Here is a 14,206-nt window from a genome sequence, read left to right as displayed (position 1 = left end):
CTCAGTATATGGCGAATTTTAGAGCGCATCGAAAAGTCGCACACTCTGCCCATGAATACCTTTCTCGCATTTTACCAGAACCTCGGCCCCGCCCTTACCTTGCTGGTGATCGGCACCTTCCTGCTGGCCGGTACGGTCAAGGGTATCATCGGTTTGGGGCTGCCCACTGTCGCCATGGGCATGCTCGGCCTGGCTATGTTACCGGCGCAGGCTGCGGCATTGCTGATCATCCCTTCGATCGTCACCAACCTGTGGCAATTGGCATTTGGCGGGCACCTGAGTGCTTTGCTCAAGCGCCTTTGGCCGATGTTGCTGCTGATTTTCCTCGGCACCGGGCTGGGCACGGTGTGGCTGGGGATGGACGGCGGGCAATGGGTGGTGCGCGCACTGGGCGCCGCGTTGCTGGTGTATGCACTGAGCGGACTGTTCCTGCCCACGTTCAAGGTCAAGGCCCGGACCGAGCGTTGGCTGGGACTGGTGTGCGGGCTGATCACCGGCCTTATCACCTCGGCCACCGGTGTGTTTGTGATTCCTGCCGTGCCGTACCTGCAGGCGCTGGGTTTGAATCGCGATCAACTGGTGCAGGCGTTGGGGTTGTCGTTCACGGTATCGACCCTGGCCCTGGCCGCCGGTCTGGCCTGGCGCGGCACCTTGGGCGCTGGTGCAATCAACGCCTCGTTGCTGGCCTTGGTGCCGGCGCTGCTGGGCATGTGGCTGGGCCAGGTGGTGCGCCAGTGCATCAGTGCGGTGCTGTTCAAGCGGGTATTTTTTATCGGCATGGCACTGCTGGGCGGGCATTTGCTGATCGGCGGTTAACAATTAGCGATCCATTCGTTCCTTGTGGTCAAAGGTATTTTGCCCGGTGACCGCTTATTCCGAAGGGCCGAGGTGGATAGTCTGCGTCCAGACATTTTCAACCTTCTGGATGCCTCCCATGAAAAAAGTACTCCTGCTCAACGGCGGTAAAAAATTCGCCCACTCCGACGGCCGCTATAACGCCACCCTGCATGACACCGCCTTGGCGGTGTTGGACCGAGGCGGTATCGACGTCAAGGTCACCCATATCGACGAAGGCTACGACGTGGCCGAAGAGGTCGCCAAATTCCTCTGGGCCGATGTGATCATCTACCAGATGCCCGGGTGGTGGATGGGCGCGCCCTGGATCGTCAAGAAGTACATCGACGAAGTCTTCACCGAAGGCCACGGCAGCCTGTATGCCAGCGATGGTCGCACCCGTTCCGACGCCTCGCAGAAATACGGCAGCGGTGGCCTGGTCCAGGGCAAGCACTACATGCTGTCACTGACCTGGAATGCACCGCAGCAAGCCTTCGACGATCCGACCGACTTCTTCGAAGCCAAGGGCGTGGATGCGGTGTACTTCCCGTTCCACAAAGCCAACGAGTTCCTCGGCATGACCGGCCTGCCGACCTTCCTGTGCGTGGACGTGATGAAACGCCCGGCCATCGAGGTGGATGTGGCGCGCTACGAACAGCATCTGGCGCGGGTGTTCAACCTCTCGGTGTAAGCTGCGGTACACCGATAACGAGGACCGCCCGTGAAAGCCCGATCCGATGAGCTACAGATCTTCGTCAGCGTGATTGAGTGCGGCTCGATTTCCGCCGCCGCGGAGCAGGTCGGGCAGACGCCGTCGGCGGTCAGCCGCACCCTGTCGCGCCTGGAAGCCAAGCTTGAGACCACGCTGATCAACCGCACCACGCGGCGCATGGACCTGACCGAGGAGGGCAAGTACTTCTTCGAGCAGGCCAAGCTGATCCTGGCGCAGATGGACGAGCTGGAAGAGCGCCTGTCGTCACGCCAGAAAAACCCCGCCGGGCGCCTGCGCATCAATGCCGCCGTGCCGTTCATGCTGCATGGGATCGTGCCCTACATCGCCGAATTCCGCCGTTTGTACCCGCAGATCCAGCTGGAGTTGAACAGCGATGACCTGATCATCGACCTGCTGGAACAGAGCACCGATATTGCGATTCGCATCGGTGCCCTGGCCGACTCCACCCTGCATGCGCGATCCTTGGGCTGTACGCCGCTGCATATCCTCGCCAGCCCCGACTACCTCAAGCAGTACGGCACGCCGACGACGGTCGCCGAGTTGGCTGACCATACCCTGCTGGGCTTTACCCAGACCGAAACCCTCAACCACTGGCCGCTGCGCCATGTGGAAGGTGACCGCTGGCTGATCGAGCCCAGCGTGGCCGCGTCCAGTGGTGAAACCCTGCGCCAGTTGGCGTTGGAAGGGCAGGGCATTTGTTGCCTGTCGAACTTCATGACCGTCGAAGACATCAATGCCGGGCGCCTGGTGCCGGTGCTGGAGGCGTTCAACAGCGGGTATCGCCAACCGATCCACGCGGTGTTCTACCGCAACTCGCAATTGGCGCTGCGCATCCAGTGCTTCCTGGACTTTATCCAGGCCAAGCTGGCGCGGTATGCCTGCTGATTCGTGACCCTCACGCAAGAGTGAATTGGGCGGTGCGGGCTTATTCGTCAGGGATGAGTCCGTAACAATGGACCCATCACTTACCCCGTCAGGAGCACTCTCCATGAACGTATTCATTACCGGCGCAGCCGGTTTTATCGGCGGTTCCATCGCCACCGGCCTGGTCAAGGCTGGTCACACGGTTACCGGCCTGGTACGCAGCGCCGGGCAAGCGGCTGAAATGACTGCCCTGGGCATCAACCCGGTGATCGGCACCCTCGACGATGCTGCTGTGTTGACCGAGCAAGCGCACAAAGCCGATGCAGTGATCAATGCCGCGAGCAGCGACCATCGTGCCGCGGTGGAAACCCTGCTGGCCGCACTGAAAGGTTCGGACAAGCCATTCCTGCACACCAGCGGTTCGAGCATCGTGGGGGATGCGTCGGGCGGTAAGTCCAGCGATGTCATCTATTTCGAAGACAGCCTGCCGGAGCCGACCGTCGACAAGGCTGCCCGCGTGGCCATCGACAACCTGATCCTGGCGGCCGCAAAAGACGGCGTGAACTCAGCAGTGATCTGCAACACCCTGATCTACGGCCACAGCCTCGGTGTGAAGCGCGACAGCGTGCAACTGCCGCGCTTGCTCAAGCAGGCACGCAAGAGCGGCGTGGTGCGCCATGTGGGCGCCGGGCAGAACATCTGGTCCAACGTGCACATTGAAGACGTGGTGGCGCTGTACCTGCTGGCACTGACCCGCAACGTGCCGGGCACCTTCTACTTTGTGGAAAGCGGCGAGGCCTCGTTTATCGACATGACCACGGCGATTGCCCAAGCCCTGAACCTGGGCCGGCCGCAGGATTGGCCATTGGCCGAGGCTGAGGCCGAGTGGGGCTATGAAATGGCCAACTATGGCCTGGGCTCCAACAGCCGCGTGCGTGGCAGGCATGCCCGGGAGTTGCTGGGCTGGGCGCCGAAGCGTACGTCGGTGGTGGAGTGGATTCGTCAGGAGATGGTCTAAGTTTTCCGCCGTTTAGTTGTGGCCAGCGGGCCTGCCCGCGTCGGGCTGCGAAGCGGCCCCCTGTCAGTAATCGCATACATTCAGACAGAAATACGGTGAATGGTTTTGGGGCTGCTTCGCAGCCCAACGCGGGGCAAGCCCGCTCACTACAGGGTGTGTGCTTGCCTTAAAAATCTGGCCCCACCGCGCTCAATTCCGTACCATTCCCCGCCTTATCCCCCGCAATGCCCTGGTACCTCATGAACCTCACCCGTCTGCGCGCCGATGCCCTGGCCGGCCTCACCACGTCTTTCGCGCTGCTGCCCGAGTGCATCGCCTTTGCCCTGGTGGCTCACCTCAACCCGCTGATGGGGCTGTACGGCGCCTTTATCATTTGCACCCTCACCGCCTTGTTCGGCGGCCGGCCGGGCATGGTGTCCGGGGCGGCAGGCTCGATGGCGGTGGTGATCGTCGCGCTGGTGGTGCAGCACGGCGTGGAATACCTGCTGGCCACGGTGCTGCTGGGCGGGCTGATCATGGTTGCGTTCGGCCTGTTGCGCCTGGGCAAGCTGGTGCGCATGGTGCCGCACCCGGTGATGCTGGGGTTCGTCAACGGCCTGGCGATCATCATTGCCCTGGCCCAGTTGGAACATTTCAAGAACGGTGAACGCTGGCTCAGCGGCATGCCGTTGTACGTGATGACGGGCCTGGTGCTGGTGACCATGGCCATCGTCTACCTGCTGCCGCGCATCACCCGTGCGGTGCCGCCAGCCCTGGTGGCGATCCTTGGCGTGGGCCTGGCCGTGTACCTGCTCGGCCTGCCGACCCGTACCCTCGGCGACATGGCCCACATCGCCGGCGGCCTGCCGGCCTTCGCGCTGCCGCAGATCCCCTGGACCCTGGAAACCCTCGGCATCATCGCCCCTTATGCGTTCCTGATGGCCATGGTCGGCCTGCTGGAAACCCTGCTGACCCTGAACCTCACCGACGAAATCACCGAGACCCGTGGCTATCCTGACCGCGAGAGCGTGGCCCTGGGCGCGGCGAATATGCTCTCGGGCCTGTTCGGCGGCATGGGCGGTTGCGCGATGATCGGGCAAACCGTGATCAACCTCAGCTCCGGCGGGCGCGGACGTTTCTCCGGGGTGTTCGCCGGGGTGATGATCCTGCTGTTTATTTTGTTTCTGTCACCGCTGATCGAGCGGATCCCGCTGGCGGCGCTGGTGGGGGTGATGTTCGTGGTGTCCCAGCAGACCTTCGCCTGGGCGTCCCTGCGGGTGATCAACAAGGTGCCGCTCAATGATGTGCTGGTGATCATCGCAGTGACCGTGATCACGGTGTTCACCGACCTGGCCACCGCCGTGCTGTGCGGCATCGTGATCGCAGCACTGAACTTTGCCTGGCAACAGGCCCGTGAGCTGTACGCCGATGCGCATTTGGAAGCGGATGGCAGCAAGCTCTATCGCCTGCACGGCACGCTGTTCTTTGCCTCGACGACGCCGTTCCTGAACCAGTTCGACCCGGCCAACGACCCCGCCCAGGTGACGCTGGATTGTCGTCACCTGAGCTTTGTCGACTACTCGGCGATTGCCGCGCTGATGACCCTGCGCGAGCGCTACAGCAAGGCCGGCAAGCATTTGCGCGTGCTGCATTTGTCCGAACGCTGCAAGAAGCTGCTCAAGCGTGCGAGGGTGCATCACGACTGATTTTATGGCCCGACCAGGTCTTCCAGTTCCTGGGCGCGGGTCTGGGTCATGTCCAGCACGCAGCCGGTGCCGTTGACCTGGTCGATGGTGCCGCCAGTAGCCGAGCCGGCGAAGGCACAATTGGCGTCACGGTACTTGATCCACAGGCGCTGCAGGTCCTGCAGTTGCTGCCTGCGGTTGCCTTCCTGGGCGGCGAGGGCGGTTTTGTAGGCTTTGTTCAGGCGCGTGTCCTGCACCTTGGTTTCCTTGATGTTGCAGCTGACCATGTCGGCAGTGGTGTTGGCGCCGTCCATGCATTTTTTCAGCGCCGGGTTGTCGGCGGCGGCGGCAGTGCCGCACACGGCGAGAAGCAGGGCGCCGGCGGCGAGTGTCGTACGAATCATGCTCGATTTTCCTGGCAACGGTGGATGTGCATTCTATGACTCAAGGGTATTCGTTGAGTTTCCAGCCTTCTCTGATCTTCATGTAAGAACACCCCCCGGATTTTCATGCACGGCCCTTGGGCATACCCCAACGCGACAGCGCTTATCCGTGGGCGAAAGTTACTTTCATAAAATTTGAAAATGCTCCTCGGTAATGATTTATGAGTTTCACAACCAATTCGACGTGACCCTTTCCGAGGAGTACCGCATGGCCGCATCACCGGGCTTCGGGCTGTTGGCATACGCTGCCATCGCCATCATTGCTTTGATCGTGCTGATCGCACGTTACCGGCTCAACCCGTTTATCGTCATCACCCTGGTGTCCATCGGCTTGGCGCTGATGGCCGGGATGCCGGCTGACACCATCATGGGCTCCTACGAGGCGGGCGTCGGCAAAACATTGGGGCATATCGCCCTGGTCGTGGCGCTGGGCACCATGCTCGGCAAGATGATGGCCGAGTCCGGTGGCGCCGAGCAGGTGGCGCGCACCCTGATCAACCGTTTCGGCGAACGTAATGCCCATTGGGCCATGGTGTGCATCGCCTTCCTGGTGGGGCTGCCGCTGTTTTTCGAAGTGGGCTTTGTGCTGCTGGTGCCAATCGCCTTTACCGTGGCGCGGCGCGTGGGGGTGTCGATCCTGATGGTCGGCCTGCCGATGGTTGCCGGCCTGTCGGTGGTGCATGCGCTGGTGCCGCCGCACCCGGCGGCGATGATGGCCGTGCTGGCGTATAACGCGTCGGTGGGGCAGACCGTGCTCTATGCGATCCTCATCGGTATACCCACGGCGATCATCGCCGGCCCGGTGTACGCCAAATTCATCGTGCCGCGTATTCACCTGCCGGCGGAAAACCCGCTGGAACGCCAGTTTATCGAGCGTGAACCTCGTGAGCGTTTGCCGAGCTTTACGCTGACCATGGGCACCATCCTGTTGCCGGTGGTGCTGATGATGATCGGCGGTTGGGCCAACGTGATCTCCACCCCGGGCAGCGGCTTCAATCAGTTTCTGCTGTTTATCGGCAACTCGGTGATTGCGCTGCTAGTGGCAACCCTGGTGAGTTTCTGGACCCTGGGCCTGGCGCAGGGCTTCAACCGTGAGTCGATCCTCAGGTTCACCAATGAATGCCTGGCGCCGACCGCGAGCATCACCTTGCTGGTGGGCGCGGGCGGTGGCCTGAACCGGATCCTCGTGGATGCAGGCGTCACTCATGAGATCCTCGGCCTGGCCCACGCGTTTCAGTTGTCGCCGCTGGTGATGGGGTGGCTGTTTGCGGCCTTGATGCGCATCGCCACAGGTTCGGCCACGGTGGCCATGACTACCGCATCCGGCGTGGTTGCGCCGGTCGCCCTGGGCCTGGGTTATCCACACCCGGAATTGCTGGTGTTGGCGACTGGCGCGGGTTCGGTGATCTTTTCCCACGTTAACGACGGCGGCTTCTGGCTGATCAAGGAATACTTCAATATGACGGTGATCCAGACCTTCAAGACCTGGACCGTATTGGAGACGCTGATCTCTGTGGTTGCCTTCGGTCTGACTTACGGTCTGTCCTGTATTTTGTAACCCGGAGCCTTCATGGACATCCTCTACCAGATCCGCGCCCGTCAGGATTCCTTCAGCGCCGGCGAAGGGCGTATCGCCAGGCTGATGCTGGAGGATGTGGGCTTTGCCGCCTCGGCCAGCCTGGAAGAGCTGTCCCAACGGGCCGAGGTCAGTACCGCGACGTTGTCGCGGTTTGCCCGCAGTGTCGGTTGCCGGGATTTGCGCGACCTGCGCCTGCAACTGGCCCAGGCCAGCGGCGTCGGCAGCCGCTTCCTGGACCCGGCGGGGCTGCCTGAACAGTCGGCATTTCATCGGCAGATTCTCGGCGATATCGAAGCGACGTTGCGCCAGCACTTGTCGGGTTTCAACCAGGCCAGCTTTGTCGATGCGGTCAACCTGCTGGGCAAGGCGCGGATGATCCACGCGTTCGGCATGGGCGGGCCGTCGAGTTTGTGCAGCGATGAATTGCAGGTGCGCCTGGTTCGCCTGGGCTACCCGATTGCCGCCAGCCACGACCCGGTGATGATGCGTGTCACGGCGGCAACCCTGGGGCCGGAACACGCGCTGATTGTCTGCTCGCTCACGGGCCTCACCCCTGAGTTGCTCGATGTGGTGGCGCTGGCACGCAACTACGACGCGCGCATCGTCGCCATCACCCTGGCCGACTCACCCCTGGCGCAGTTGGCGGATGTGCTGCTGCCGCTGCAACCGGCCGAAACCAGTTTTATCTACAAACCCACGGCGGCGCGCTACGGCATGCTGCTGGCCATCGACCTGCTCGCCACCGAACTGGCGCTGGCCCTGCCCGACGACAACCAGGAACGCTTGCGCCGGATCAAGCTGGCCCTCGACGATTATCGCGGCGGCCCTGACCGCCTGCCGCTTGGAGATTGACATGACGTACGACACGCTGATTCGCCAGGCGCTGATCATCGATGGCAGCAACACCGAAGGGTTTGTCGCCGATGTGGGGCTGCGTGACGGGCGCATCGAGACGATCGGTGACTTGTCGACGGCGGTGGCCTTGCATGAAATCGATGGGACTGGCCGTGTACTGGCGCCAGGCTTTATCGATGTCCACACCCACGACGACACGGTGGTCATCCGCCAGCCGCAGATGCTGCCCAAGCTCAGCCAGGGTGTGACCACTGTGATTGTCGGCAACTGTGGCATCAGCGCCTCACCGGTGAGTTTGCGCAGCGATCCGCCGGACCCGATGAACTTGTTGGGCAGCGCTGCGGCGTTTGTTTATCCCCGGTTCAGCGACTATCGCAGCGCCGTTGAAAGCGCTCATCCAGCGGTCAACGTCGCGGCATTGATCGGTCACACGGCGCTGCGCAGTAACCACATGGACGACCTGCATCGCACCGCCACACCGGATGAAATCGCCGCCATGCGTGTGCAGTTGCACGAGAGTCTCGAGGCCGGCGCCCTCGGTTTATCCACCGGCCTGGCCTACGCCAGCGCGTTCAATGCCGAGACCGATGAGGTGCTGCAACTGAGTGAAGAACTCACGGCCTTCGGTGCGGTTTACACCACCCATTTGCGCAGCGAATTCGAACCGGTGCTGGAGGCCATGGACGAGGCTTTTCTGATCGGCCGGCACGCACAGGTACCGGTGATTATTTCCCACCTCAAATGTGCGGGCGCGGGGAACTGGGGGCGTAGTCCGCAGCTGTTGGCAGCGTTGGAATCAGCGGCGAACACCCACCCGGTGGGGTGTGATTGTTATCCCTACGCGGCCAGTTCTTCGACCCTGGACCTCAAGCAGGTGACCGACGCGTTTCGCATCACGATTACCTGGTCGACGCCGCACCCGGAAGTGGGAGGGCGCGACTTGCAGGACATTGCCGGCGAATGGGACGTCTCGTTGATGGACGCCGCTCGTCGTCTACAGCCTGCGGGGGCGGTGTACTACGGGATGGATGAAGCGGATGTGCGACGCATCCTTGCGCATCCATTGTCGATGGTGGGGTCTGATGGGTTGCCCGAAGATCCGTTTCCACACCCACGCTTGTGGGGGGCGTTTCCACGGGTGCTGGGACATTTCAGCCGGGATGTCGGGTTGTTCCCGTTGCACACCGCCGTGCACAAGATGACCGGCTTGTCGGCAGCGCGTTTTGGGTTATCCGAGCGTGGTGAAATTCGTGAAGGGCACTGGGCCGACCTGGTGTTGTTCGACCCGTTGCGGGTGCGGGATGTGGCGGATTTCAATGAGCCACAGCGGGCGGCGCAAGGCATTGACGGCGTGTGGGTCAACGGCGTATTGAGCTACAGCGATGGCCAAGCGAACGGTCAGCGACCGGGGCGCTTCCTGGCGCGCAGTGGGGATTTGCGTGGTGGGTTTTCGACTCTATAGTGGGCGCTTTCATACACGGAGCGATTGTCATGCACTTAGGAAAAGTCACCCCCATCCTGCGGATTTTCGATGAGGCCAAGGCCTTGGAGTTCTACGTCGACTTTCTGGGGTTCAAGGTCGATTGGCAGCATCGTTTCGAGGCGAACTATCCACTCTATCTGCAGGTTTCGCTGGGCGATTGTGTGCTGCACCTGTCCGAACATCATGGCGATGCTTCGCCGGGCGCGGCGGTGCGGATCCAGGCGCAAGGGGTGGACACGTACCAGCAGCAGTTGGCGGGCAAGGATTACCGTTACGCCAAGCCTGGGGTTGAGCAAACGCCTTGGGGATCGCGGGAGATGAGCATCAAGGATCCGTTTGGGAATCGGGTGGTGTTTGTTGAGGAAGGTGAGGGCTGAGAGGTAAATCGCAGGCAATAAAAAACCGCCTTGGTAGGCGGTTTTTTATTGCAATCCCGGTTAGTAGCTGGGGTTGCATATTCAGCGGAAGCTATGACCAGCGAGAAGAATACTACTGCCGATTGTCGCGCCCCGCAAGGACTGGCCAAGGCCGACGGTTTTCACGCATTTCACTGAATGTTATAAAAAACGGTGGCAAGAATTGGCAATAAATTAGCGGACCTCCGCGGAGGGTTTTCTCATCTCCCGTCACACCTTCGATGAGGATGTTGGTTAGTATCACCCCGTTCCAAGTATGTCGTTTTGTAGGTGGCTGGGTATGCGCGCGGAATTATGGACCGAACGCCACGGGCTAGTAATCCGTGCCGGATTTATGCGGGAGGAACCAAAGCCCGGCCGCCTCATCGGAAGCTATGACCAGCATCCTAAGGCCCACATGTTCCGGTAAGTGTGCTGGAGGTAAGGCCCAACTCACGGAGGGCCGAGTATGTCTAGGTTTGCACGACGTACATGGAACCTCGTAGTGAACTGCCTACGTGCTTATCACGTATGGAAGTTCCTGCGGGACAGCTTCGATGACTGCTAACGTCTGAGAGGTGGAGCCGCCTCGGTATATGCCGAGGCGGCTTTTTGATTTCTTACACCCGGAAGTGACTGACCATCTGCTGCAACTGGCTACCCAAACGCGCCAGTTCCACGCTCGATTTCGCCGTTTCATTGCTCGCGGTGGCGGTCTGCTCGGACACATCACGCACATTCACGATGCTGCGGCTGATCTCTTCGGCCACGGCGCTTTGTTGTTCGGCAGCGGCGGCGATCTGCTGGTTCATCGACTGGATGTTCGACACCGTGCGGGTGATGTTTTCCAGGGACACACCGGCCTTGCGCGTCAGTTCGACACTGCTGTCGGTGAGGCTGCGGCTGTTGTTCATCACGTTGGCAACTTGCTGGGTGCCGTTCTGCAAACCGGCGACCAGGCCTTCGATTTCCTCGGTGGATTTCTGCGTGCGCTGGGCCAGGCCACGCACTTCGTCGGCGACCACGGCAAAGCCACGACCGGCTTCACCGGCACGCGCCGCTTCGATCGCTGCGTTGAGGGCGAGCAAGTTGGTCTGTTCGGCCACCGCCTTGATCACGTCCATCACGCTGCCGATCTTGTTGCTCTCTTGTTGCAGGTGCGCCATGGCATCGGTGGAACGTTCCACTTCGGCGGCCAGGCGTTCGATCTGGGCGATGGCCTCGGCTACCACTTTATCGCCTGCGCGGGCCTGGCCGTCAGCGTCGGCGGCAGCCAGAGAGGCTTGCTCGGCGTTGCGTGCGACTTCCTGCACGGTGGCGGTCATTTCGTGCATTGCCGTGGCGACCTGATCGGTCTCGATCTTCTGGCTGTTCACACCGGCGCTGGTCTGCTCGGTGACGGCCGACAACTCTTCGGCGGCACTGGCGATCTGGGTCACGCCGTCGCGAATCCCGCTGATCAGTTCACGCAAGGTGGTGCCCATGCGCTGGATGCCTTGTTGCAGTACGCCCAGTTCATCGCGACGGGTGACCTGGATATTGTGGCTCAGGTCGCCGGAGGCGATGCGCTCAACCACAGCCAGGGTTTCCTGCAGTGGACGGGTGATCTGGCGGGTGATCACCAGTGCCGCGATGATACCGACCAGCAGTGCCAGCAGCGTGCTGATCAACTGCAGGCTACGGGCCTGGGCACTTTCGGCGTCGCGACGATCCAGCTGGATGTCGTAGAGCTTGTCGCTGATGGTGACGATATCGGCGCCTTGGGTGGTCATTTCGGCACGGGCAGCCACGATATTGGCGTTGGCCGTCTTGTAGTTTTGAACGGCTGTGCGATAGGCGCCCAGGGCGGTTTCCAGGGCGCTCAGCGCGCTTTGCTGGCTGGCGCCGAATGCGACACTGAGGCCTTTCAAGCCGCCGATGGCTTTCTCGATTTGTGCCGCAGCGCGGGCTTCGGTGTCCGGGTTGACGTTGTTGGTGTAGCCACGCACTTCGTAGCGGGCCAACTGGAACGCCTGCTTGGCGTTGGTCACCGCCTGGAACTGAGTGAAGCGCTCCGGGCTGTCGGGTATCTGCTGCACGCTGGTGTCCAGCGCATCGATCTGGGCGTTGGCGATATCGGCCTTGTCCCCCATGACCTGGCGAGCAGCGTTGCCGTTACGGTAAGCCTCACGCATTTTGTTCAGGGATTGCTGATAAGCCGTGATGATGGCTTTCTGCTCGTTGAGCAGCTTGACGTTTTCCGGGCTCTTGAAGCTGTCCAGGAGTTTCTGTTGCTGGGCAGCAAAGGCATCCAGGCTGGTCTGCACGTTCTGCGCCACGGCTTCATCACCGTTGGCCAACATGTATTGCAGGCGCACGATGCGCAGTTTGGTCAGCGACGCGTTGAGCTGGGTGATATCGCTCATCCAGTTACTACGGTCGATCAGGCTGCCCAGGCTGGTCCAGCCGGTGAAGGCCAGGATTGAGGTGAGAACCAGTACCAGGCCGAAGCCCAGGCCCAGTTTGAGGTTGACGCTGATGTTACCGAACCAGCTGTTCATCGAATGCTCCGCGAAGGTGATTTTTTGTCTGCTGGACGGTGTTGTTGTTTGAGCCAGCCAAAGTGTGTAGCGCTGTATCGGCGGGGAGGGTTGAATCTGAAGCGCTTTTATTGCGCGTGCGACGAAGGGTCGCGATCCCGGTGCCGTGCCGCGGTGGGGGGCTCATCACCAGCAGGTCTTGTGTGCTAGTCTGCTGGCCCTTTTAGTTCAGGGCGGCGCGCACATCACTGTTTCCAGTGCTGCCCTACAGCGGAGCCTCTTCATGTCCGAAGTTAATCTGTCCACCGACGAAACCCGCGTCAGCTACGGTATCGGCCGTCAGTTGGGCGACCAACTGCGCGACAACCCACCACCGGGTGTGAGCCTGGACGCGATCCTGGCTGGCCTGACCGATGCATTCGCCGGCAAACCAAGCCGTGTTGACCAGGAGCAAATGGCCGCCAGCTTCAAGGTCATCCGCGAAATCATGCAAGCCGAGGCTGCTGCCAAGGCTGAAGCCGCCGCTGGCGCTGGCCTGGCGTTCCTGGCTGAAAACGCCAAGCGTGATGGCATCACCACCCTGGCTTCCGGCCTGCAATTTGAAGTGCTGACCGCTGGTGACGGCGCCAAGCCGACCCGTGAAGACCAGGTTCGTACTCACTACCACGGCACCTTGATCGACGGCACTGTGTTCGACAGCTCCTACGAGCGTGGCCAGCCTGCAGAATTCCCGGTAGGCGGCGTGATCGCCGGCTGGACCGAAGCCCTGCAACTGATGAATGCCGGCAGCAAATGGCGCCTGTACGTGCCGAGCGAGTTGGCTTACGGCGCTCAAGGCGTTGGCAGCATTCCGCCGCACAGCGTGCTGGTATTCGACGTCGAACTGCTCGACGTTCTGTAAGACCTGCTGGTTACCTGTGGGAACGGGGTCGTTCGTTCCCACAGTGTTTTGCCGGTGTGTTCATGGATGGAACTTGCCATTGAGCTCCGTCGCCGGGCGCAACGCTCGGGCATAGCAGAACAGAAACAGATTACGCACCACTTCCTTGAGCACTCCTGGTTCACTCGAACTCAGGCCGTTGACGTCCAGGTCACCCTGATCCTGCAATTCATTCAGCGCTTCTTCTTCCAGCACCGCACAGACTTCGCCGGTTTCCCGATGAAGGATGCGCAGGTAAGGGTGTGGGCGGTCGAGCCAGGCATCTATCAAATAAGTCATGGGTACATCTCCTTGATGGGTTTCAATGAGAATAATTCTTATTCGTAGAATAGCAAGTGCCTATTGGCAGTTTCCTGGTTTTTCTGTGTGGATATTGCGAGGGGTCAACGGGGAGGGCAAAACGCCATCCCGCGCGGGCGCGGGATGGATGCAGCAGGTTCAGACTTTGCGCACGAACTCGGACTTGAGTTTCATCGGGCCGATACCGTCGATCTTGCAATCGATATCGTGGTCGCCGTCGCACAGGCGGATGTTCTTGACCTTGGTGCCGACCTTCACGACCAGGGACGTACCCTTGACCTTGAGGTCTTTGATCACGGTGATGGTGTCGCCGTCCTGCAGGACGTTGCCCACAGAGTCTTTCTTCACGGTTTCATCGCCGGCCACTTCGGCCTCGCCATTGGCGGACCACTCATGGGCGCATTCCGGGCAGATCAGCTGGGCGCCGTCTTCATAGGTGTATTCGGAATTGCATTTCGGGCAGGGTGGCAACGTGCTCACTAAAGCTCCTTGAGATTCAGGGATGACTAAAAGTCGCACATTATATAGGGTTTTGTGATGTTGCAGGCTGTATGAAATCCAAATGTGGGAGGGGGCGTG

13 protein-coding genes and 2 pseudogenes are annotated in these 14,206 nt (G+C 61.0%); 10 read left to right on the top strand and 5 right to left on the bottom strand.

The genetic code is table 11. From position 1 onward, the window contains the following. The first annotated feature begins 51 nt into the window (after nt 1-51). From BLQ09_RS27925 to BLQ09_RS27905, 5 genes are all read left to right on the top strand, one after another. Complete coding sequence (locus tag BLQ09_RS27925; protein ID WP_092359326.1) at nt 52-816, top strand: sulfite exporter TauE/SafE family protein; 765 nt, start codon at nt 52-54, stop codon at nt 814-816. Between the two features lie 118 nt (nt 817-934). Then, on the top strand, nt 935-1,525 hold the full coding sequence (locus BLQ09_RS27920; protein ID WP_027607662.1) for an NADPH:quinone oxidoreductase MdaB: 591 nt from the start codon (nt 935-937) through the stop codon (nt 1,523-1,525). 30 nt (nt 1,526-1,555) lie between these two features. Further along, a complete protein-coding gene (locus BLQ09_RS27915; protein WP_065947220.1) occupies nt 1,556-2,452 on the top strand; it encodes a LysR family transcriptional regulator in 897 nt (298 codons plus the stop codon). Nucleotides 2,453-2,555: 103 nt separating this feature from the next. After that, entirely contained in the window at nt 2,556-3,449 is an 894-nt protein-coding gene (locus tag BLQ09_RS27910) for an NAD-dependent epimerase/dehydratase family protein (RefSeq protein WP_092359323.1), read from the top strand. Nucleotides 3,450-3,688: 239 nt separating this feature from the next. Next, nucleotides 3,689-5,134 (top strand): SulP family inorganic anion transporter, encoded by a 1,446-nt coding sequence (locus BLQ09_RS27905; protein ID WP_092359321.1) that lies wholly within the window; start codon nt 3,689-3,691, stop codon nt 5,132-5,134. A gap of 2 nt (nt 5,135-5,136) precedes the next feature. Here the strand turns inward: BLQ09_RS27905 and BLQ09_RS27900 are convergent, their stop codons facing one another. Then, nucleotides 5,137-5,517, bottom strand: coding sequence for a lysozyme inhibitor LprI family protein (locus BLQ09_RS27900; protein ID WP_092359319.1), 381 nt, complete (start codon nt 5,515-5,517; stop codon nt 5,137-5,139). A gap of 247 nt (nt 5,518-5,764) precedes the next feature. Here BLQ09_RS27900 and BLQ09_RS27895 point away from each other — a divergent pair, with 247 nt between their 5' ends. From BLQ09_RS27895 to BLQ09_RS27880, 4 genes are read left to right on the top strand one after another with little or no spacing between them, the layout of a single operon-like run. After that, the gene (locus BLQ09_RS27895; RefSeq protein ID WP_223841626.1) at nt 5,765-7,114 is read left to right on the top strand and encodes a GntT/GntP/DsdX family permease; all 1,350 of its coding nucleotides are present in this window, start codon (nt 5,765-5,767) and stop codon (nt 7,112-7,114) included. 12 nt (nt 7,115-7,126) lie between these two features. Further along, nucleotides 7,127-7,987 carry a MurR/RpiR family transcriptional regulator gene (locus tag BLQ09_RS27890; RefSeq protein WP_027607656.1) on the top strand — a complete coding sequence of 287 codons (861 nt, stop codon included), beginning with the start codon at nt 7,127-7,129 and terminating at the stop codon, nt 7,985-7,987. 1 nt (nt 7,988) lies between these two features. Beyond that, nucleotides 7,989-9,452, top strand: coding sequence for an N-acyl-D-amino-acid deacylase family protein (locus BLQ09_RS27885; RefSeq protein WP_092359317.1), 1,464 nt, complete (start codon nt 7,989-7,991; stop codon nt 9,450-9,452). Between the two features lie 29 nt (nt 9,453-9,481). Further along, entirely contained in the window at nt 9,482-9,850 is a 369-nt protein-coding gene (locus BLQ09_RS27880) for a glyoxalase superfamily protein (RefSeq protein ID WP_065939002.1), read from the top strand. 638 nt (nt 9,851-10,488) lie between these two features. On the opposite strand, the pseudogene BLQ09_RS32070 reads toward BLQ09_RS27880, so the two are convergent. Continuing rightward, nucleotides 10,489-11,082 (bottom strand): annotated as a pseudogene (locus BLQ09_RS32070) (methyl-accepting chemotaxis protein); the annotation flags it as partial. A 261-nt stretch (nt 11,083-11,343) separates the two neighbouring features. Next, nucleotides 11,344-12,408: pseudogene (locus BLQ09_RS32065) on the bottom strand (methyl-accepting chemotaxis protein); the annotation flags it as partial. A gap of 262 nt (nt 12,409-12,670) precedes the next feature. Between BLQ09_RS32065 and BLQ09_RS27870 the strand changes: the two are divergent. Beyond that, entirely contained in the window at nt 12,671-13,288 is a 618-nt protein-coding gene (locus BLQ09_RS27870; protein WP_003176055.1) for a BamJ family beta-barrel-assembly machinery protein, read from the top strand. A gap of 60 nt (nt 13,289-13,348) precedes the next feature. On the opposite strand, the gene BLQ09_RS27865 is transcribed toward BLQ09_RS27870, so the two are convergent. Continuing rightward, the gene (locus tag BLQ09_RS27865) at nt 13,349-13,606 is read right to left on the bottom strand and encodes a PA4570 family protein (protein WP_003194088.1); all 258 of its coding nucleotides are present in this window, start codon (nt 13,604-13,606) and stop codon (nt 13,349-13,351) included. 159 nt (nt 13,607-13,765) lie between these two features. Next, the gene (locus tag BLQ09_RS27860; RefSeq protein ID WP_003230858.1) at nt 13,766-14,107 is read right to left on the bottom strand and encodes a zinc ribbon domain-containing protein YjdM; all 342 of its coding nucleotides are present in this window, start codon (nt 14,105-14,107) and stop codon (nt 13,766-13,768) included. Nucleotides 14,108-14,206 lie beyond the last annotated feature (99 nt).

Source organism: Pseudomonas sp. NFACC25 (assembly GCF_900100935.1).
Taxonomy (GTDB): Bacteria; Pseudomonadota; Gammaproteobacteria; order Pseudomonadales; family Pseudomonadaceae; genus Aquipseudomonas; species Aquipseudomonas marginalis.
The sequence above is the reverse complement of the archived record's forward strand: the minus strand, read 5'-3'. Positions and strand labels throughout refer to the sequence as shown.

Coding starts and splice junctions, on each gene's coding strand:
- BLQ09_RS27870 (WP_003176055.1), top strand. CDS start 12,671: ATGTCCGAAGTTAATCTGTCCACCGACGAAACCCGCGTCAGCTACGGT.
- BLQ09_RS27890 (WP_027607656.1), top strand. CDS start 7,127: ATGGACATCCTCTACCAGATCCGCGCCCGTCAGGATTCCTTCAGCGCC.
- BLQ09_RS27905 (WP_092359321.1), top strand. CDS start 3,689: ATGAACCTCACCCGTCTGCGCGCCGATGCCCTGGCCGGCCTCACCACG.
- BLQ09_RS27920 (WP_027607662.1), top strand. CDS start 935: ATGAAAAAAGTACTCCTGCTCAACGGCGGTAAAAAATTCGCCCACTCC.
- BLQ09_RS27900 (WP_092359319.1), bottom strand. CDS start 5,517: ATGATTCGTACGACACTCGCCGCCGGCGCCCTGCTTCTCGCCGTGTGC.
- BLQ09_RS27880 (WP_065939002.1), top strand. CDS start 9,482: ATGCACTTAGGAAAAGTCACCCCCATCCTGCGGATTTTCGATGAGGCC.
- BLQ09_RS27925 (WP_092359326.1), top strand. CDS start 52: ATGAATACCTTTCTCGCATTTTACCAGAACCTCGGCCCCGCCCTTACC.
- BLQ09_RS27885 (WP_092359317.1), top strand. CDS start 7,989: ATGACGTACGACACGCTGATTCGCCAGGCGCTGATCATCGATGGCAGC.
- BLQ09_RS27895 (WP_223841626.1), top strand. CDS start 5,765: ATGGCCGCATCACCGGGCTTCGGGCTGTTGGCATACGCTGCCATCGCC.
- BLQ09_RS27910 (WP_092359323.1), top strand. CDS start 2,556: ATGAACGTATTCATTACCGGCGCAGCCGGTTTTATCGGCGGTTCCATC.
- BLQ09_RS27865 (WP_003194088.1), bottom strand. CDS start 13,606: ATGACTTATTTGATAGATGCCTGGCTCGACCGCCCACACCCTTACCTG.